Source organism: Salibacter sp., assembly GCF_031581065.1.
GTDB lineage: Bacteria > Bacteroidota > Bacteroidia > Flavobacteriales_G > Salibacteraceae > Salibacter.
In genome coordinates this window covers 1-20,342 of the sequence record NZ_JAVLBN010000040.1, presented here as the reverse complement: position 1 = coordinate 20,342, position 20,342 = coordinate 1, and the positions used below count along the sequence as shown (strand labels likewise).

Genomic DNA, 20,342 nt, shown 5'->3' with positions numbered 1-20,342 from the left:
AGCAAAAGGTAAAACCACAAATGAGAGTATTACTTACAAAGAAGTCTTCATTCAGTAAGTGAAAAAATTCTTTGAGATTTTTTGGAAAGCCGGGCGAGAGTCCGGCTTTTTTGGTTACACCTTTTTTTGAAAGTGTTTTCACTTATTCAGCCGGTGAACCACCACCTAATCCATGAAAACGCAGACTTTCAACTCTGACCGATAGCTGAAAAATAGAAAAATCAACTTTGAGCTTTAGCGACTTTGTGGCTAACTAGCTAGCTCAAAATCATAATTCTGAATTCGTCATCTAACTTCCCTTACAAATTAAAAAAATTTGATCGTTACCTTTGCGCTCATCATGAGTGAAAATCTGAGCAGCTTTTTTCAAAAACCAAAACTAGATCCTGAGGATTATTACTATTCTGAGGAAGGTTATATCGTTTTCACCGAAAAGTACCACCTCAAGCGCGGCTACTGTTGTCAAAGCGGTTGCCTGCACTGCCCTTACAGCTTCAACAAAAAGAAAAAACGCAGAAAATGAATAACTTCAGGATCTGACCAAAACTTCGTGAACTAACGGTTAGGTTCGGGGTTATGTAAATGATAAAATATTGAAAATGGCACTATCATTTAAAGAAGAAATTAAAGAAGGGATACCGGCTCAACTTCCTGAAACACCGGTTTACGATGAATCCAGCAACCACGCTCCCAAGAGAAAGGAAATCTTAACAGATAAAGAAAAAGCGCTCGCGCTAAAAAATGCATTGCGCTATTTCCCAAAAGAGCAACACGAAACACTGGCTGCAGAATTTGCCGATGAGCTCAAAAAGTACGGCCGCATTTACATGTACCGCTACAAACCAAAAAACGCTATTTACGCTCGCAGCATTGATGAATACCCTGCAAATTGCAAACAAGCTGCTGCGATTATGGTGATGATTCAAAACAATTTGGATCCGGTCGTTGCACAACACCCTGATGAACTCATTACCTATGGCGGAAACGGAGCAGTTTTTCAAAACTGGGCGCAGTACAGGCTCACAATGAAATACCTCAGCGAGATGACAGATGAGCAAACACTCGTGATGAACTCGGGCCATCCGCAGGGATTGTTTCCTTCTCACAAAGATGCTCCTCGTGTGGTTGTGACAAACGGAATGATGATCCCCAACTACTCAAAACCCGATGACTGGGAACGTTTCAATGCCCTTGGCGTTTCGCAATTTGGACAAATGACAGCGGGATCTTACATGTATATTGGTCCGCAGGGAATCGTTCACGGCACCACGATTACGGTTATGAACGCAGCGCGTATGCTCGACCGCTCAGGAAAAGCAAAAAATGAAACAAAACTTTTCGTAACTGCCGGACTTGGCGGGATGAGTGGTGCTCAGCCAAAAGCAGGAAATATTGCCGGTGTTGTGAGCATTACTGCTGAGATCAACCCAAAGGCGGCTTACAAACGTCACGAACAGGGCTGGGTAGATGAAGTGATTGAGGATGTTGACAAATGCATTGATACTGCCCTTCACTATCAGAACCAAAATGAAGCCCACTCAATCGCTTTCCTCGGGAATATCGTTGACTTGTGGGAGCGTTTTGTGGAACGCGATGTTCATGTTGATTTGGGATCTGACCAAACATCTCTTCACAATCCATGGGCAGGTGGTTATTACCCTGCCGGATTGAGCTACGAGGAATCAAACGAGATGATGGCTAAACAGCCTGAGAAGTTTAAAGAAGAAGTACGCAAAACACTGCGCAAACATGCAGATGCTGTAAACGCACTGAGCAAAAACGGCATGTATTTCTTCGATTACGGAAATGCCTTCTTACTGGAAGCTTCTCGTGCCGGAGCTGATATCATGAACCAGGACGGAGACGGTTTTATTTATCCTTCTTACGTTCAGGATATTTTAGGACCCATGTGCTTTGACTATGGTTTTGGTCCGTTTCGCTGGGTTTGCACATCAGGTAAAGAGGAAGATTTGGCTATAACTGATAAGTTGGCTCAGGAAGTTTTATCTGAAATTAAATCCAATTCTCCTGAAGAAATTCAACAACAAATGGCTGATAACATTCAATGGATTGAAGGTGCCCGTGAAAACAAACTGGTTGTGGGTTCGCAAGCGCGTATCCTTTACGCTGATGCTGAAGGAAGAACTAAAATTGCGGCAGCTTTCAACAAAGCCATTAAAGAAGGGAAAATAGGTCCGGTTGTGCTCGGTCGTGATCATCACGATGTATCGGGAACGGATTCACCTTTCCGCGAGACATCCAACATTTATGACGGTTCCAAATTCACTGCTGACATGGCCATTCAAAACGTGATTGGCGATTCATTTAGAGGCGCTACCTGGGTATCGATCCACAATGGCGGTGGCGTTGGATGGGGCGAAGTCATCAACGGAGGTTTCGGGATGGTTCTCGATGGTTCTGACGATGCCGACAGACGACTCAAACAAATGCTTTTTTGGGATGTCAATAACGGAATTGCTCGAAGAAGCTGGGCCAGAAATGATGAAGCATTATTTGCCATCAAGCGCGAAATGGAGCGCACTCCAAACTTAATAGTTACTATTCCCAATATTGCTGATGACGAACTCATCAAAAAGACATTTAGTAATGAATAAAACTAAAATTGAACTGAGATTGTGAATCACTCACGGTCTCAGTTTTAGCCTTTTAATTAAAAAGTTAGCGTTCCATTTTCTTGCAGACGTATTAAAAGCCTTTACCTTCGCACGTTGAATTTCAACCCTCAATGAGACAGCTTTTTATATCCCTTATTTGCCTTTTTGCTGTTTCTTTTCTTCAGAGCCAGGCGGTGCTGAACGAAGGGAAGCTGGACCTTACTCATACTGGAGATTTCCAAAAGGCAATCAAAATTCAGGGAGAAGCTGAGTTTTACTGGCATCAATTGCTCACACCACAGGATTTCCCGTTGAAATCAGATGTCAATAAACGGTTTGTGAAAATCCCACATGTTTGGAACGACTTTCAACTCGATTCCTATACAAGGCTTCAACCGCGTGGATATGGTACTTACCGCTTTTCAATTACGGTACCGAAAGATGAAAAGCGTGTTTCTATCAAAATACCTACAATTGGCACATCAGCTCTTTTCTATGTAAATGGGGAGAAGCTCGTGGAGATTGGGAAAGTTGGAAAATCTGAGTCTGCTTACGAAGCAATGTATGCACCACAAATCATCGATCTCCCACACGATACCAATCACTTTGAATTTATTTTACAGATCGCGAATTACGACTATTCTGTTGGCGGAATTTGGGATCCGATCATTGTTGGACCTGAACAAAACCTAAGGGAATCTCACAACCGAAGTATTTTTGGGGACTTTTTCCTGCTGGGAGCACTTTTTGTCTCAGCCATTTATTTTCTCGCACTCTATTTCCTAAAGCGTGATTCAATTTGGCATGTTTACTTTGCACTCGCCTGTCTATTGGCTGCACTAAACATTTCTGCGAGTGACGAATTTGTCCTTTCTTACATACCGGGAATTCCTTATTCAATCCTGATAAAATCTGAAATCGTTTCATTTTATGCAGGGGTCGGAGTCCTTTCCCTCTACCTCTACGAACTCTTTAAATCCTACTTCCACAAATGGGCACTGTTCACCATAACGATCGTTTCCTTTGCCATGAGTGCTGTGATAATCTTTATCCCAACTCATCTCAGTGCTAAAACCATTACATTTTATCAGTTTTTTTCACTTGTAGGATTAGTTTATTTATTGATTGTAGTGATCAGATCCATACGTAACGGAGCTCGAGGCGGATGGGTATTCCTCATCGGCTTTTTTGTTTTGGCAATTGCAATGCTGCATGATATACTGACCAGCCTAAGCTATATTCCAAGTGATTCATATGCCCGTTTAGGAATTTTCATTTTCCTACTCTCACAAATTATATTGCTCGCTGATCGATCGGTCAGAACCAAAATGAAGAATGAAAGACTCACTAAAAAACTCAATAAGGTTAATCAAGAACTGGAAAGTCAGGTTGAAGAACGAACTGAAGAACTCTACGAATCACTTCGTGAACTTAAATTAGCTCAACAAAAGCTCGAAAAAACGAATGATGAGCTCACAAAAGCAAATGAAGCCAAGAACAAATACCTTTCAGTAATAGGTCATGATCTCCGGGGTCCTGTGAGCGGCATCAAAGTAGCACTGGAATTATTACTCGATGATCTGGAAGAGGATAAAATTGAACGCGAAGAACTCACAGAAACGATTAAGGCACTCACCCAAAATGCAAATTCAGCATACAACTTACTGGTCAACCTATTCGATTGGGCACGATCGCAAATGGGCGTGATGAGTTTTACTCCTCAAAAATTTAGAGTGAGTAAAATCCTAAATGATGTAGATGCTCTTCTCCACAAAAGTCTTGAGGAAAAAGATTTGGAGTTGGTGAATAAAATTCCGCAGGGACTTGAGGTTTATGGAGATCCCAATATGATTAGTACCGTTTTCCGCAACCTTATCAGCAATGCTATCAAGTTTTCTTACCCTGGAAAAAAAATCACACTTACCTGTGACCAAAACGGCCAATTTGTAGAATTTGCAGTGCATGATCAGGGAAAAGGAATCCCGCTCGATAAACAAGAAAAACTCTTTCAGTTTAGCGCAACAAAAAGCACCCGCGGAACAAAGCAGGAAAAAGGAACAGGAATCGGGTTGTTACTCGTGAAAGATTTTATCGACCAAAACAAAGGAAAAATAAGCGTTTCCAGTTCGCCCGATAAAGGGTCAACTTTCTATTTTACTCTCCCTCTAAAGAATGACTAACAAATGAAATGGCTGAGAGAAAACACTTTTACAGCTCCACTATTTCAAACCAGTAAGCGAAACGCCATTTTGTGGATATCGATAACGATACTCCTCATCTTAAAAATTTACGAGGGCGATCATCAATTTTTCACGGATCACTTCCAGCATTTAAACGATGGTTCTGAATGGTTTTTATGGTATAAATGGCTGTGGCATCACGGAGCATCACTTTTGTTGTTTTTCCTGATTCCGGTCGTGATCATCAAACTCGTACTGAAAGAAAAACTCGCAGATTTCGGATTAAAAATTGGCGATTATAAAGTTGGATTAAAGGCTACACTCATCACCTTCATCATCATGCCTTTTATCGTTTACAACAGCGCACAAAACCCCGATCATCAGGAGTTTTACAGCTCTCACTTTCCGCTCGAAATAGCGACACAATCTGCATGGATGTTCGTTTTGTGGGCAATTTCGTACTTACCTCATTACATCGGATGGGAATTCTTTTTCAGAGGTTTTGTCCAATTCGGTTTCAAAGAAAAAATGGGCGTGTTTGGCGCTATCATGTTTCAAACGTTACTCACCGCACTTATGCACATCGGGAAGCCTGAGGGCGAGACCTGGGGAGCTGTTGCAGGAGGCATCTATATGGGTTTACTCACATTCAGAACCGGGTCAATTTACTACGCGCTCATTTTTCACTTTTATCTTGGGCTATTGAACACTTACTTTTGCAGCTTGTAATATTTTTAGATGACAGAAAAAATCAACTTCATTACAGGTGGACGAGGCTACCTGGGTGGTAACCTGGCAACTGAATTGACAAAGCGCGGTGAGTTTGTAAAATTACTCAATCGACCCGGATCATCAGTTCCCGATTATCTAACGACTAATCCCAAAATAGAGATCGTATCGGGTGATATTCTCGACAGAGAATCTCTTTCAGAACACACGAAAAATGTCGATGCCATTTATCACCTGGCGGCTTTTGCAAAGCCCTGGGCAAAAGATAACGCCACCTATTTTCAGGTCAACGTTATTGGAACCACAAACGTGTTGGAAGCAGCTTATCACAATGAAGTTAAAAATATTGTGATCACCTCATCAGCAGGGACATTTGGCCCTCAAAAAGATGAAAAGCTGATTGACGAATCGTTTTCGCCCCAAAACCATTTCACAGAATACGAATCCACCAAGCAGCGCTCAATTAATGAGTCCCTAAAATTTATCGACCGCGGACTCGACATCAAATTTGTGAGTCCAACCCGTGTATTTGGTCCAGGAGCACTCTCTATCAGCAATGCTGTTACCAGACTCATCATGCAGTACTGGCAGGGGAAATTCCGCTTCATGCCCGGTGATGGGTACTCTACAGGAAATTACGCTTTCATCAATGATGTTGTGGACGGCCATATTGCAGCTCAGGAAAAAGGAAAAAGCGGACACAATTACATTTTGGGTGGAGAGAATATCAGCTACAGGGAATTTTTCAACTATTTGGCAGAGCAAAAAGGAAAATCGCACAAGATGATAAAATTACCTATCAGGCTAATGGTAAAAGTTGCGCGCGGAATGGAACTCGCTGCCGAAACAACAGGTAAGCCTCCACTCATCACTCCGGGTTTTGCTAAAAAGTACATGCACAACTGGGGAACCGATTTATCAAAAGCGAAAAACGAAATCGGCTACGAAGTAACCCCGTTTAAGAAGGCTCTGACCGAAACTGTAAACTGGCTCAAAGCTGAGAACCTGATTCGCTGAGCGATTCGAGAAGTGCCGGCTCTTTTTCAATTGCGTTTCCCACCACAACAAGTGTTGCGCCAGCATTCCACGCAGCTTCGACTTGATCGCGAGTTTTCATTCCGCCACCCACGATGATGGGTAAATCAACTGATTTTGAAACCGATTTGATCATTTTTGGCGAAACCTCATTTTTCGCTCCACTACCCGCATCGAGGTAAATACACTGCATGCCAATCATCTCCGCAGCCGTTGCAGTTACCGCTGCAATCTCAGGCTTGTTGCGTGGCACAGGCTGAGAGCCGGAAATATAAGAAGCCGTTGTTGGAGCACCACCATCAACCAAAATGTAACCGGTAGACCAAATCCCGAGTCCGCTCGCTTTCAAAGCCGGTGCAGCTTTCACATGCTCCCCGATCAACAACTCCGGGTTTCTGCCAGAGATTAAAGAAAGGAGTAAAATAGCATCGGCATTTTCATCGATCTGGTTCCCGCTTCCCGGAAATAAAATAACAGGAACATCAGTATTTTTTTTGAGAAACTGAACTGTTTCTCTCAATCGCTGAGTTGTCATGAGGCTGCCCCCCACAAAAAAGAAAGTGGGTTTGTTGACAGCAGCAATAGTGAGCAACTCATCTAAATAACCATCTCCACATTTATCGGGATCGATGAGCACGACAAGTCCTTTATGGCCTGCCTCTTTCATCTTATGGAGTTCGGTTACGTTCATGTTGCAATATTACGACTTTACCGTGTAAACTAATGCGAAATTACCAATCCACTCCCAATTAAGCGGTACTTCCTCGTAATGGCTTTCTTTTGAAATAACGCCAATAAAGCGCCCTTCCTCCTTCTCCACAATTTGCAAATCATTTTTTAAACTGAGTTGTCGCCTGCTGTAATATTTGTACAACGCTTCTTTTGCACTCCAGTAAAGAGTTGCTTTTTCACGGTCAGAGCCAACCGTAGCGAGCTCTTCATCATTCAGGAACTTTTTACCAACGAGCAAAACTTTTTCGTTCACCTTTTGCAAATCGATTCCAACATCGTGGTACGGATGCATGATCAACGCCAGGCTCTGACCACAATGAGACAAACTCAACTCAAGAGCCAGGCTGTGAAAATGCGGTTTCCCATTACCATCTCGCAGTAAATTAGGTTGTTTCCCTAATAATTGCTTGATCGCAAATCGAGTTCCTAAAAATTCTCGTTGCCGATTTTCATGCGTAATAGATTTGAACCGATCACGCTCTTCATCGCACATATCAACATGTTCGAGAAGATAATCAATTGAAAAATTGACACTTACTACTGCAACATAATAGCCTGTTGACGGTTTAATCTCCCGAGAAAAGTGGATACCCATGAATTAGTTCTTATTTTTGCCAAAATTTAAAACAACAGCATTTCATTATGGAAAAAACGCTGAACTACAAAGTAAAAGATATTTCCCTTGCCGCGTGGGGAAGAAAAGAAATTGAATTGGCTGAAGCGGAAATGCCAGGATTGATGTCGCTCCGTGAAGAGTACGGTCCAGACAAACCTTTGAAAGGTGCTCGTATTGCAGGCTGTCTTCACATGACAATTCAAACTGCTGTTTTGATTGAAACATTAGTTGAATTAGGAGCAGATGTAACCTGGTCTTCATGTAACATTTTTTCAACTCAAGATCATGCTGCAGCAGCAATCGCTGAAGCAGGTGTTCCTGTTTTTGCATGGAAAGGTATGACTGCTGAAGAGTTTGACTGGTGCATTGAACAAACACTCGATGCATTTGAAGGTGGTAAAAAACTCAACATGATCCTCGATGACGGTGGAGACCTCACCAACATGGTTCTCGATGAATATCCTGAGTTAGTAAAAGACATCAAAGGTCTTTCTGAAGAAACCACTACAGGTGTTCACCGCCTTTACGAGCGCCAGCGCAAAGGAACACTTCCAATGCCTGCTATTAACGTAAACGACTCGGTAACTAAATCGAAGTTTGATAACAAATATGGTTGTAGAGAATCTGCAGTTGATGCTATTCGCAGAGCGACTGACGTAATGCTTGCTGGTAAAGTAGCGGTTGTAGCTGGTTACGGTGATGTTGGTAAAGGTACTGCAGCGAGTTTAAGAGGTGCAGGATGCCGCGTAATCGTTACAGAAATCGATCCTATTTGTGCGCTTCAGGCTGCAATGGACGGCTTTGAAGTGAAAAAGATGGAAAACGCTGTTCTCGAAGCTGATATCGTTGTTACGGCTACAGGTAACAAAGACATCATCACAGGAGAATATTTCAAGAAAATGAAAGACAAAACAATCGTTTGCAACATCGGTCACTTTGATAATGAAATCGATGTAGCGTGGTTGACTGAAAATGCCAAAAAGGATACGATCAAGCCACAGGTTGATCTCTTCAACTTAGATGGTAAAGATATTATCCTACTGGCTGAAGGCCGTCTTGTGAACCTCGGTTGTGCAACGGGTCACCCATCATTCGTGATGAGTAACAGTTTCACCAACCAGGTGCTTGCACAATTAGAACTTTGGGAACGTGGAGATCAATACGAAAACAAGGTTTACACTCTTCCAAAACACCTCGATGAAAAAGTTGCTGAATTGCACCTCAGCAAAATTGGTGTTGAATTGGATAGATTGTCAAGCGATCAGGCAGAATACATTGGTGTTAAGCCTGAAGGCCCATACAAGCCAGAATATTACAGATACTAAGATTAGATTCTTTTTGATCTCAAAGCCTCAGCAGATTTCTGTTGGGGCTTTTTTATTGAATCTTCCCCATATAGCGCAAACCTTCATTTCCCTGAACGCCACCGGTATGAATTGCTAATACTTTTGAGTATTCAGGAATTTTTTCACCGATCAACTCACTCAAAGCAAATATCATTTTTCCGTTGTAGATATAGTCGAGTTGAATTGCATTTTCACTCTTAAAAGATTCTACAAAACCTTTCAATTCGGGCGTTATTTTGGCGTAACCGCCAAGGTGGAAGTCAGGATAAAGCAAGTAATCATCTTTATAATCTTCAACCAACTCCCAATCGTAGAGTACCTGAAAGAGTTTTTGGTTTAAATCTGATCGCATACCGTCATTCACATTCAGAACCGGAATTCCAACCACTTTTGTTCTAACCGGATTTGGATTACCGAGTATGAGTCCGGCCATTGTCGTGCAGGTGCCGCAGGGAACTATAACATAATCGTATTCTCGCTCGATATCCTTCCATATTTCCTGGCAGCCCTGTATTCCTTCAAAGTTTGCTCCTCCCTCGGGAATATTGAAAAACGGGCCAAATTTCTTCCTGAGATCTGACCGAAAAAATTTGGCATCCTTTTCACGATAGTGAGATCTTGACACGAAATGGAGCTGCATTTCGCAGTTTTCTGCAAATTTTAATGTTGGGTTGTTGGAATCGTACTCTCCGCGAATCACTCCAATCGTTTTAAAGCCAAACTCCTTTCCGGCTGCAGCAGTAGCGGCAATATGGTTTGAGAATGCTCCTCCGTAGGTTAGTATTTGCTCGTATCTTTTTTGTTCAGCTTTTAATACGTTGAATTTGAGCTTACGCCATTTGTTTCCTGAAATTTGAGAATGAAGCTCGTCATCTCGAAGCAAATCTAACTCAAAGCCGCCCGGCAGCTTAACCTGAGAAATTGATGATTTTTTATGTGGCCATTTCACCAAACAGCTCCGTTATTTTGAAATAATATCTTTAAATACTTCTACAAAATACTCGTTTTCATCAGTTGTTCCCGTGCTAATACGAAGACAAGACGGCAAACCAAAAGCAGGCAAGTGACGAACAAAGACTCCCTTTTTGAGAAGTTCGTCTTTTACTTCAACAGCTCGTTCCTCCGTTTCGAGGTCAATCATGATAAAATTGGCGAAACTATCGGCTTGTTTGATGCCCAATTCATTCATCAGGTTTTTGAATTTTGGCAGCCACTCGGAGTTCAATGCAATTCCAGCTTTGAGGAATTCATCATCTTCGAGAGCTCCAATGCCGGCTGCTTGCGTGAGGTCTGACGGTTCAAATGTGTTTCGAACTTTGTCGAGGGCATCGATTATTCGGCTCTGACCGATAGCATACCCCAAACGGACACCGGCCAAACCGTAAGCTTTAGAAAAAGTACGCAGCGTGAGCAAATTCTCTTTTTCCCAGCCGGATGTATCAGGATAATCAGATCGCAAATCCTTTGAGTACTCGAAGTACGCCTCGTCAACTACAACCAAAATATGGTTGGGCACTTTTTCAAAAAAACGCTTGAGATCACTCTCTGAGATCATTGTACCTGTTGGGTTATTGGCATTTGGCAGGTAAATGACTTTTGTTTTGTCCGTTATCTTGTTTAGGATTTCATCGAGATCGATTTGGAAATTAGCGGTAAGGGATGTTTTCACAACCGGTACATTGTTACTTTGCGCCCATATATAAACCGCTACAAAAGTTCCTTCACTCGTAAGCATTTCATCACCTCTATTACAAAATGCTTTGAAAATATTGTCGAGAATAGCTTCAGAACCATTCCCTACAACAGTATTTTCCATATTGACATTGTTGAGTTTTGCCAGTTTTTGGCGAAGCTTTGTACTCAGTGGATCAGGATAAGTGTTGACTCTCTGCAATGCTTCGTTAACACGACTTTGAGCTTTTTTGGAAACACCCAGGTTATTCTCATTATTCCAGAGAATTGCCGTTTTGGTAAAACCAAACTCGGCCCGGTAGTCCTCAACTGATTTGCCCGGGTTATACGACTTTAGGTTAGCAATGTGCGATGGTATGTCAATCATAATCCAATAATTTCAATCGTTCCTAATTACTCAAACTTCAAATCGGCTTTTTGGTTCAGCCGTAATTTGAGATCTGAGCATAATGTCAACAAGCGAATAATTCTCTATTCAAAGCTGCCGCTGCTAACCGGCATTTTGCGGTCAACCTTTTTAACGAGTCCCTGGAGTACTTTCCCCGGTCCTACTTCGGTAAACTCACTCGCACCGTCTTCCATCATCGCTTTAACGCTTTGTGTCCATTTAACCGGAGCAGTAAGTTGATCGATCAGATTTTGTTTGATCTCCTCAGGACTTGAAACAGCTTTAGCCACAGCATTTTGATATACCGGACATTTTGGTTGGTTGAACGTTGTTTCGTTGATCGCTTTTTCCAGTTCAACACGAGCAGGTTCCATCAACGGAGAGTGAAATGCACCGCCCACAGGTAAAACCATCGCTCTTTTAGCTCCGGCTTCTTTAAGCTTTTCGCAAGCGTCTTCAACTGCCTTAACACTTCCAGAAATCACGAGTTGGCCGGGGCAGTTGTAGTTTGCCGGAACTACTACCCCGTCAATTTCGTTGCAAACTTTTTCCACAACCTCATCTTCAAGGCCAAGAATTGCAGCCATTGTTGAAGGCTCAGCTTCACAGGCTTTTTGCATGGCCATAGCACGTTTTGAGACTAGTTTAAGTGCATCCTCAAAATTGAGTGTACCATTTGCAACCAATGCTGAAAACTCACCCAGTGAATGACCTGCAACCATATCAGGATTGAAATCATGCATCAATTCTGCAAGAATGGTAGAATGCAAAAAGATGGCAGGCTGAGTAACTTTTGTTTCTTTGAGTTCTTCAGCGCTTCCTTCAAACATCACTTTTGAAATCTCGAAACCGAGAATTTCATCTGCTTTTTTAAAAAGATCTTTTGCACGGTCAGATCCATCGTACATGTCCTTTCCCATTCCTGAAAACTGGGCACCCTGCCCCGGAAATACGTATGCTTTCATATCTAAATATTTGATTTCTTTTTTCAATTCGTTCCGGCCGGGCCGGAATGGAGCAAGTTAATCAAATCAACCCGCTCTTAAAATTCGAGCCAAAAATAAATGAATCGTAACACATCAGGCACTTCTCCTCCATTTGTATATTTGTTGTATAAAATTCACACTCCATGATCGTAGTTACAGGTGCCGCAGGATTTATAGCCAGCGTATTAGTTGGCCGACTCAATGAACAGGGATACAAAAACATCGTTGTAGTCGATGATTTTTCAAACGATAAAAAGAACAAAAATCTCGAAAACAAGTCGATAACCGCACGCGTTGATCGCGAGAATTTTGACAACTGGCTAAAGCGAAACGGAGAGCATGTTGAGTTTATCTTTCACCTGGGTGCCAGAACTGACACGGCTGAATTTGACAAAAGCATCTTTGACCATTTGAATGTGAACTATTCAAAGATGGTTTGGGAAAAATGTATTGAGTATGGAATTCCGCTCGTTTACGCCAGTAGTGCAGCCACATACGGTCTCGGTGAACACGGCTATGAAGATAAAGATGAACTGGCTGAAAAACTACAGCCTCTCAACCCGTATGGTGAATCGAAAAATGACTTTGACAAATGGGTTCTGAAACAAGAGAAAAAACCTCTTTACTGGATTGGAATAAAATTCTTTAATGTTTACGGACCAAATGAATACCATAAAAGTCGTATGGCCTCAGTTGTTTGGCACACTTTCAATCAGATCCAAAAAACGGGAAAGATGAAGCTTTTCAAGTCTCACAATCCTGACTTTGAAGATGGAGAGCAACAGCGCGATTTTGTGTACGTGAAAGATGCAGCAGATGTCCTCATCTTCCACATGGAAAACCGCATCAAGAGTGGAATTTACAACCTGGGGTCAGGAAAAGCCCGTACTTTCTACGATCTCGCTGCCAACACGTTTAAAGCGATGGACAAAGAACCCGATATTTCATTTATTCCAACACCTGAAGATATTCGCGATAAATACCAGTACTTCACTGAAGCGAAGATGGAAAAGACACGCAAAAAAGGATATGACAAACCCTTCCACACATTGGAAGAAGGGATTGAAGATTATGTCAAAAACTATTTGATTCCGGGTAAATATTTTTAGCAGATCAATTTACGATCAACCTTTTTGTTTCATTGATATCACTTCCTGAAACACGAACGAGATAGATTCCGGCCGGCATATTATCGAGCTGAATATTCGCACGTTTGCCACTAACTTTTTGCGATCTGACCATTGCTCCAAGTGTATTGAAAATCTCGATCTGGTTAGAACTATTTAGCTCATCAGTAAATTCAATTCTCACATAGTTCTCAGCCGGATTGGGGTACAATTTAAACGAGCTATTTTCGGTCAGATCGCGATCAGGGACTGAGTTGTAAGCGTTGCAATCATATTCCCAGGGATCAAATTGTTGGTTGTTGTACCACTGCTGAATATCCTGAACCTGCGAGCGCAAATCTCCAACCACTTCAAAGTTATCTAAGGTTCCATCATTTTCAGCTAAAGTCAATGCCATATCGATTTCTACAGTATCACCGCTATTGAATTGAGGAATTGAAATGGCTCCCACTCCTCTTCGGTCAAAGGGCTGATTACCTGAATTCTCTTCTGTCCAGCCCGTATTTGTAACCGGATCACCAGAATACATGAATGACGATGGTTGTCCCTGAAGATCCATAGGTGGAGCACCATTTTTAAACATACCATCCAGATAATATTTAAAATGATTAATTGATTGAGGATCACCATTAACTTGATTAGTATTATTATAACTTATAAAGGAAGTTATCTCGTTATCTAAAAATACGAGACCCATTGCTGGTGTTGAAGACAAGAAACCTTCTGTCCCGGGGAACCCTTCATCAAAACTATCACCATTGTAGAAGTAAAAAAGGTTATTAGTAGTATCACATCCAGTAAAATCATCTTGAGGATAACCAAGATCAGCGTCAATATTGTAACCAAATTTAAAATCCTCATAATTATTAACGCTTCTATTTATAACTCTATAATTGAGAAATACTGTATTACTCAGCTTTGGATCTGAAGATGCATAAGTATACATCATTATATGACCTTCAATGTGCATTGGTTGCTCTCCAGACAATCGAGCATATTCGTCATTGAATACAGCATAAATAGCTTCATCTCCTCTAATTTGTGGGTAATCACCATTTTCAGGCTTATATACTCCGTCATTGTCAACATCTACGAATGGTGCAATACACTTTGCTTGTCCTCTATTTATAGCACCATGAGCAGGCCAGTTCTTTATATCTAATGGTATTTCATAACCAGGATCAGAATAGTTAGCAATATGGTCAACTATTTGACTTTGAGTTACTCGCCAAGCCTGGTGATTTTTAAAGATTTCATAATCATTAGAGTATGGACCAGAGCTCAATCTCTGTGAATAAACCGAATCCAAGTGATTCCAACCATTTGTATTATCGGCTGCAATTCTAAAATCGTTTGAATTCTTAATTTTTGCACTAATCCACGAATTAGCAAGATAAATTAAGTTGTGATCTTTAAATTGATTGCGATCATCATTGTTTGCATCCCTTAGGAAACCGAGACTACCATTTGGATTAAGCCTAAACCTCATATTGTTTTGCGATGATATTTTATCTTTTTTTAAGTTTACATCATCATTATAACTTTCAAGGTAGCCTGTATAATCTCTTTGAATATAAAATTTACCATTCCATTTTACAATTTGTCCAGGTGAAACAGGAGCATTTAAATTTAGCGAAGCCATTGACTCATCGCTTCCTAGTTCATCCAACATTCTATTCTCATTTACCCAAACAGAACTGTCTCCATCAAAAAACAGTAACTTTCCTCCATTATAAGTAAATTCATCATTTGGGTCTATATCTGTAAAGCCATTTGAGTTGTAAACATGAAACTTATGATCTTGATTATTTGAATGAACTAAAATACCGTTTTCAGACTCAAGAATTTGAATAATTCCCTGAAAAACATGACCTGCTATTCTATTACCATTTCTATACTCAATTAATGTAGAATCATTATGTCCAAATACTGAACCATTCTCACTTCTTGCTAAAGAGTTTGAACCAGACGTTATTGGTTTTGAATCAATAATTTGAAAAGATGAGTTTGAATATGCATAACAATCTAATAAAGGCCCTCCCAGATAATAAAACACATTATCTGCATCACTTTCCAGTTCAAGAAATGGTCCATCAAAATCTGTACCTTGTGTGAGTATTTGGAAACTACTACCATTAAAATAAGAAATTGAACTGACATCTCCGTGATATATCATGTAAGATCCATCATCTGCTATTTCAATTTTATCAATCGTGTTAGAAGCTAGTCCATCGGCAGTTGTGAGGAGAGTCTGTTGTTGGGGTGTTTTTATGATAAGACCATCGATAGTTCCTAACATTAGTGTGTCTCCTTTGGAGTCGATAGACAACACTGTATCATTAGGAAGGTAATTTGGTCCTGAACGGTGCTTCCATAATGATTGAGAAAAGAGAAAGGTTGAACTTAACAGAATACAAAGTGTGAGTAACGTGAACTTTTTCATAATACAAGTATTAATAGTTTTTAAATCAGTAGAAACCTCCAATAAGACCGGAGGAAATTTCACGCTACTCCTGACTCGGTCGAATAAACTAACAGTGTAAATATAGGAATTAAAAAAACACCTGTCAAATAGCAGGGTTATTGTTTCTTTTTAACAGTAAACATTTTACGCCACAACAGGGAGTTATAGCCGTTTAAAAATATATTTTTTGAGCTAAACGGTAAGTATTGGCATGAGCCTCAATAATTTTTGAGAGTTGCTTGCTATAACCTCCTCCCATAGACATGCAAACCGGCAGGTTGTTTTGATAACATGTTTCCAAAACGATTTCATCTCGCTGCTTGCAACCATTAATGGTCAGAGCCAGGCGTCCTAGCTTATCATCAGCTAATACGTCAACTCCTGTTTGAAAGAATACGAAGTCTGGATTTACAGCTTCAACCAGTTCAGGTAATTTATTTCGCAGTATTTCTAAATACGCTTTATCGCCTGTATCATCAGGTAATTCGATATCGAGATCTGACTGTTCTTTCTTGAGTGGATAGTTTTTCTCTCCGTGGATACTGAAGGTGAACACGCGGTCATCGTTCTGAAAGATTTGAGCTGTTCCATTTCCCTGATGAACATCCAGGTCAACGACTAAGATTTGCCTGGCCAGGTTTTGACCGAGAAGATAATTTGCACTAATCGCAATATCATTGAGCAAGCAAAAACCTTCACCTCTATTCGTATAAGCATGATGTGTGCCGCCAGCAATATTCATAGCAGCTCCATGTTCGAGAGCGAATTTTGCGGATCTGACCGTGCCTCCCGTAATGATTAACTCCCGATCAACGAGTTGCTGTGACAACGGAAACCCCGTCTTGCGCTCTTCTTTACGTGATAATGAAAGGGTTTTGAGCTTTTGCCAGTATTCTACATCGTGAGTTGAAAGAATTAAAGATTCGCTGATTGGCTCAGGCTTAAAAAAGTTTTCATTGCCAACAGTTCCCTCTAAAAGCAATTGTTGTGGCAAAAGCTCGTATTTCTCCATCGGGAAACGATGGTTTTCTGGGAGCGGATGCTTGTAAATTTTACTCCAGGCTATCTTGAGCATTATCGGTTTGTGCGTTCGTTCTTGCCATTGATGGCTTCAAAAACTGATGTCACAATAGACAGCACAAGACTGAATAGCAAAGCCCACCAAAAATTATCGACATAAAAACCGCTGAGGAAATAATCGACCAAAAGGATGAGAAGAGCGTTGATCACGAATAAGAACAGTCCCAGAGACAAAACTGTCACAGGGAGTGTTAAAACAACTAAAATGGGACGCAAGAATGCATTTAAAAAAGCGAGAATAAGCGCTACGGCTATTCCCGTAAAATAGTCGTCAATTTCAACGCCCGGTAGCACCCATCCGGCAACCATAACAGCCAGTGAGGAAATAATTATTTTAAATACGAATTTCATATTGGAGATTTAGATTGTAAACAGCAGTGTTGAGCAACTGTTTATTTTCCTCGCTCTAAATTAAAAAAATAGCTGAGGGTGACGCCCATTGTTGACCGCATCCTAAAACCATTGTTTGTCACACGGTCAGATCCGGTGGTACGCGTTGTGGTTGAAGCACCGCTAATAGGATCGTTAATCGTCACTACTTCGTAATCGCCTCCTGTTCTACTGGCGATAAAACCCCACTGGTATTCAGCACCTAAAGAAAGTCTTTTCGCGATGAAGTAATTAAAGCCAACTGTAAGGTTAGCTCCAAAAGTAAACCCTCCCGGGTTGTTGTAAGTTCTTTGAAAAGAAGCTGTACCAGTTGTGTCGATCATTTGATCGTTGACCTCAATATCTTCGCTACCTATTGTTCCAATTGTCACTCCTAAGCCGGCATAAGGATCTAACCTGTTGGTTCCTTTAAAGTGATACTCGACTCCGGGCGCAAAAAAGAAATCTGTTCGTTTATAAGTTGAATCGAATTGATTCTCTGCAGCTCCAACGCTGTCAACTCTTGAATTTTCAATATTGAACGAGTTCAATCCAAATCCGGCTGATATTGCCCACCTGTCATCGATAAACTTTCTAACTCTAATTGCAGGGTTTCCATTGATATCTTCCATGCTCTCCAGGCTAATATTATCAATTAACCCCGAAACGTTGAAGCTAACACCCCAGTCTTTTGGTTGATACTTATAATTGATTTCTTCCTTGCTTTTTTCCTGAGCAAAAGCTGCCAGGCCTACAAGGGAAAGGAGTAAAAGTGCAATTGATATTTTCTTCTTCATGACAGGTTTTAAGAATGAGTTTGAGTTGATAACGGCTCTGACCAAAAATTATTTTAACATTTTTTATTTAGCTGTATTTTGAAGCATGGGAACGAAGCTGAAATCTCCGTAATCCTCTGTTTTTGTGGAGCCATCTTCATTTTTAATGATTCGTAGCATTTTTTGCGTGTTGCCATCTCCAACCGGAATTACAGCTTTTCCGCCCGGCTTCAATTGTTCAATTAAAGCTTCAGGAACAAATGGAGCACCACATGTTACTATTACTCCATCAAAAGGAGCGTATGAAGGTAATCCTTTAAAGCCATCTCCGTAAAACATGCGTGGTCGATAACCAAGTGCCGGAAGCACATCTTTTGCTTTATCATAGAGAAGCTTTTGTCTTTCAATTGTGAAAACTTTAGCACTCATTGCTAACAGCACGGCAGCTTGATACCCAGATCCTGTTCCTATTTCGAGTATCTTATCGCGCTTTTTAACTTCTAACAAAGCACTTTGAATTGCAACCGTGAATGGCTGTGATATCGTTTGTCCTGCCCCAATCTTGAAGGCAGTGTTTTCATAAGCGAATTTTTGATCGAAAACGCTATCAAAAAAAATGTGGCGAGGGACTTCCATCATTGCCTTTAAAACACGCTCATCCTCAACACCGTGCTCTTTCATCAACTTACCTACTTTATCGATGAGCCGCTTCCTGGCACCCTTAAATTTCAACGAATCTTCCCTCAACATTGGATCTGGTTTAAACAATTAACACTGCGAATTGAAAAACAATAAACAAAAACGATTGAGCTAACAAAAGTCAGCGCTATTTTTGTAAAAAACGAAAGTAATGCTAAAAGTAGGAGTATTAGGTGCCGGACATTTGGGAAAAATCCACCTCAAGCTGTTAAAAGAGTTAACCGATGAGTATGAACTCATTGGTTTCTATGACCCTAACGCTGAAAATGCCCAAAATGCAGACAAGGAATTTGGGATTAAAGCATTCCCCACAATTGAAGAGCTGATTGAAAAAGTTGATGTAGTCGATATTGTAACGCCAACTCTATCACATTTTGATTGCGCAAATATGGCACTACGCAATGGGAAGCACATCTTTATTGAAAAGCCGGTCACCAATTCAGTTGATGAAGCAAAAAAACTGATAGCGCTCAACCACGAGGCAAATGTAAAAATACAGGTAGGTCACGTAGAGCGTTTCAACCCTGCTTTTAAAACGGCAAAGTCATCTATTACGCAACCCATGTTTATCGAAACGCACAGGCTTGCGCAATTCAATCCGCGCGGAACTGATGTATCAGTTATTTTGGATCTTATGATTCACGACCTCGATATTGTATTGAGCATGGTCAATTCAGGCATTAAAAAGATCAGTGCTAGCGGTGTAGCTGTTGTCAGCGATAATCCTGATATCTGTAATGCCCGTATCGAATTTGATAACGGCTGTGTAGCCAATCTTACTGCGAGCCGCATATCGATGAAGAACATGCGTAAAACACGCATCTTTCAGCGCGATGCTTACATTTCTGTCGATTTCCTTGAGAAGGATGTGGAAATTGTCAAGCTTCACACGGTAGAGGGTGAACCTGATCCATTGGCTGTGACAATTGATCCGGGCAACGGCAAAAAACCGAAAGAGATCGAATTCAATCAGCCAAAGGTTGAGCCTCATAATGCTATTAAGGAAGAGTTGAGAAGTTTTGCAAAAGCTATTGGTCAGAACCAGCAGCCGGAGGTCACCCTCGAAGATGGTTACAAAGCACTCGAAGTAGCTCACCAAATTCTCGATAAATTGAAAGTTACTCCAAATTTGATTGAGGAATAACAACAAATCTTATTCAACAAAAAGGGAGCGATCGCTCCCTTTTTAAATATCAAATATTTCTAAATATCTTTTATTCCACAATAAGCGTGCGGTGACCAATTGGTCCGTTTTGGTTCTGAATATTGAGAATATAAACTCCGCTACTGAGATCTGAAGCATTGAAGTTATACACTTGCTTACCGTTGACTTCACCAAGGTTTTTCAACTTCACTACCCTTCCCTGCATATCGGCAACCTCTATGGTTACATCCATTCCTTCAGCTAAGTCAAGAGCTACGTTTACCTGACTTGAAGCTGGATTTGGATAAACATTAAGGTTGTTGATCGATTGCAGGTCAGTAACGTTGTTGATTTGATCAGGGCT

Annotated in this window: 19 protein-coding genes; 8 read left to right on the top strand and 11 right to left on the bottom strand. The window is 41.0% G+C overall.

The window, feature by feature from the left end:
* Positions 1–340: 340 nt before the first annotated feature.
* The 5 genes from RI557_RS09305 (at position 341) to RI557_RS09285 (ending at position 6,541) form a co-directional block, all read left to right on the top strand.
* On the top strand, positions 341–523 hold the full coding sequence (locus RI557_RS09305; protein ID WP_310668963.1) for a DUF5522 domain-containing protein: 183 nt from the start codon (positions 341–343) through the stop codon (positions 521–523).
* 76 nt (positions 524–599) lie between these two features.
* A complete protein-coding gene (locus RI557_RS09300) occupies positions 600–2,615 on the top strand; it encodes a urocanate hydratase (protein WP_310668962.1) in 2,016 nt (671 codons plus the stop codon).
* Between the two features lie 131 nt (positions 2,616–2,746).
* Complete coding sequence (locus tag RI557_RS09295; protein WP_310668961.1) at positions 2,747–4,795, top strand: sensor histidine kinase; 2,049 nt, start codon at positions 2,747–2,749, stop codon at positions 4,793–4,795.
* Between the two features lie 3 nt (positions 4,796–4,798).
* Entirely contained in the window at positions 4,799–5,524 is a 726-nt protein-coding gene (locus tag RI557_RS09290; RefSeq protein ID WP_310683416.1) for a type II CAAX endopeptidase family protein, read from the top strand.
* A 9-nt stretch (positions 5,525–5,533) separates the two neighbouring features.
* Positions 5,534–6,541, top strand: coding sequence for an NAD-dependent epimerase/dehydratase family protein (locus tag RI557_RS09285; RefSeq protein WP_310668959.1), 1,008 nt, complete (start codon positions 5,534–5,536; stop codon positions 6,539–6,541).
* On the opposite strand, the gene RI557_RS09280 is transcribed toward RI557_RS09285, so the two are convergent.
* Both RI557_RS09280 and RI557_RS09275 read right to left on the bottom strand, forming a co-directional pair.
* Entirely contained in the window at positions 6,516–7,250 is a 735-nt protein-coding gene (locus tag RI557_RS09280) for a geranylgeranylglyceryl/heptaprenylglyceryl phosphate synthase (protein ID WP_310668958.1), read from the bottom strand. The two genes, RI557_RS09285 and RI557_RS09280, sit on opposite strands and share 26 nt — an antisense overlap.
* Positions 7,251–7,259: 9 nt before the next feature.
* A complete protein-coding gene (locus tag RI557_RS09275; RefSeq protein ID WP_310683414.1) occupies positions 7,260–7,886 on the bottom strand; it encodes a 4'-phosphopantetheinyl transferase superfamily protein in 627 nt (208 codons plus the stop codon).
* Between the two features lie 47 nt (positions 7,887–7,933).
* On the opposite strand from RI557_RS09275, the gene ahcY reads away from it, so the two are divergent.
* A complete protein-coding gene (ahcY, locus tag RI557_RS09270) occupies positions 7,934–9,232 on the top strand; it encodes an adenosylhomocysteinase (protein WP_310668956.1) in 1,299 nt (432 codons plus the stop codon).
* 52 nt (positions 9,233–9,284) lie between these two features.
* On the opposite strand, the gene RI557_RS09265 is transcribed toward ahcY, so the two are convergent.
* The 3 genes from RI557_RS09265 to fabD all read right to left on the bottom strand — a co-directional run bounded on the left by RI557_RS09265 (position 9,285) and on the right by fabD (position 12,298).
* Positions 9,285–10,202 (bottom strand): pyridoxal-phosphate dependent enzyme, encoded by a 918-nt coding sequence (locus RI557_RS09265; RefSeq protein ID WP_310683412.1) that lies wholly within the window; start codon positions 10,200–10,202, stop codon positions 9,285–9,287.
* 12 nt (positions 10,203–10,214) lie between these two features.
* Positions 10,215–11,312 (bottom strand): histidinol-phosphate transaminase, encoded by a 1,098-nt coding sequence (gene hisC / locus RI557_RS09260; protein WP_310683410.1) that lies wholly within the window; start codon positions 11,310–11,312, stop codon positions 10,215–10,217.
* Positions 11,313–11,416: 104 nt separating this feature from the next.
* A complete protein-coding gene (gene fabD / locus RI557_RS09255; RefSeq protein ID WP_310669147.1) occupies positions 11,417–12,298 on the bottom strand; it encodes an ACP S-malonyltransferase in 882 nt (293 codons plus the stop codon).
* A 164-nt stretch (positions 12,299–12,462) separates the two neighbouring features.
* Between fabD and rfaD the strand changes: the two genes are divergently transcribed.
* Positions 12,463–13,428, top strand: a complete 966-nt coding sequence (rfaD, locus tag RI557_RS09250; RefSeq protein ID WP_310683408.1) for an ADP-glyceromanno-heptose 6-epimerase — start codon at positions 12,463–12,465, stop codon at positions 13,426–13,428.
* Between the two features lie 4 nt (positions 13,429–13,432).
* Here the strand turns inward: rfaD and RI557_RS09245 are convergent, their stop codons facing one another.
* The 5 genes from RI557_RS09245 to RI557_RS09225 all read right to left on the bottom strand — a co-directional run bounded on the left by RI557_RS09245 (position 13,433) and on the right by RI557_RS09225 (position 18,885).
* Complete coding sequence (locus tag RI557_RS09245; RefSeq protein ID WP_310683406.1) at positions 13,433–15,889, bottom strand: T9SS type A sorting domain-containing protein; 2,457 nt, start codon at positions 15,887–15,889, stop codon at positions 13,433–13,435.
* 193 nt (positions 15,890–16,082) lie between these two features.
* A complete protein-coding gene (locus RI557_RS09240) occupies positions 16,083–16,985 on the bottom strand; it encodes a histone deacetylase (RefSeq protein ID WP_310669096.1) in 903 nt (300 codons plus the stop codon).
* Positions 16,985–17,341, bottom strand: coding sequence for a phage holin family protein (locus RI557_RS09235; RefSeq protein WP_310669095.1), 357 nt, complete (start codon positions 17,339–17,341; stop codon positions 16,985–16,987). Before RI557_RS09235 ends, RI557_RS09240 begins: the two co-directional genes overlap by 1 nt.
* Positions 17,342–17,382: 41 nt before the next feature.
* Complete coding sequence (locus tag RI557_RS09230; protein WP_310669094.1) at positions 17,383–18,156, bottom strand: outer membrane beta-barrel protein; 774 nt, start codon at positions 18,154–18,156, stop codon at positions 17,383–17,385.
* Between the two features lie 63 nt (positions 18,157–18,219).
* The gene (locus RI557_RS09225; RefSeq protein ID WP_310669093.1) at positions 18,220–18,885 is read right to left on the bottom strand and encodes a protein-L-isoaspartate(D-aspartate) O-methyltransferase; all 666 of its coding nucleotides are present in this window, start codon (positions 18,883–18,885) and stop codon (positions 18,220–18,222) included.
* A 100-nt stretch (positions 18,886–18,985) separates the two neighbouring features.
* Here RI557_RS09225 and RI557_RS09220 point away from each other — a divergent pair, with 100 nt between their 5' ends.
* Entirely contained in the window at positions 18,986–19,978 is a 993-nt protein-coding gene (locus tag RI557_RS09220; protein WP_310669092.1) for a Gfo/Idh/MocA family oxidoreductase, read from the top strand.
* A 70-nt stretch (positions 19,979–20,048) separates the two neighbouring features.
* Here RI557_RS09220 and RI557_RS09215 read toward each other — a convergent pair.
* A partial coding sequence (locus RI557_RS09215; protein ID WP_310683404.1) for a T9SS type A sorting domain-containing protein occupies positions 20,049–20,342 on the bottom strand: 294 nt, incomplete at its 5' end.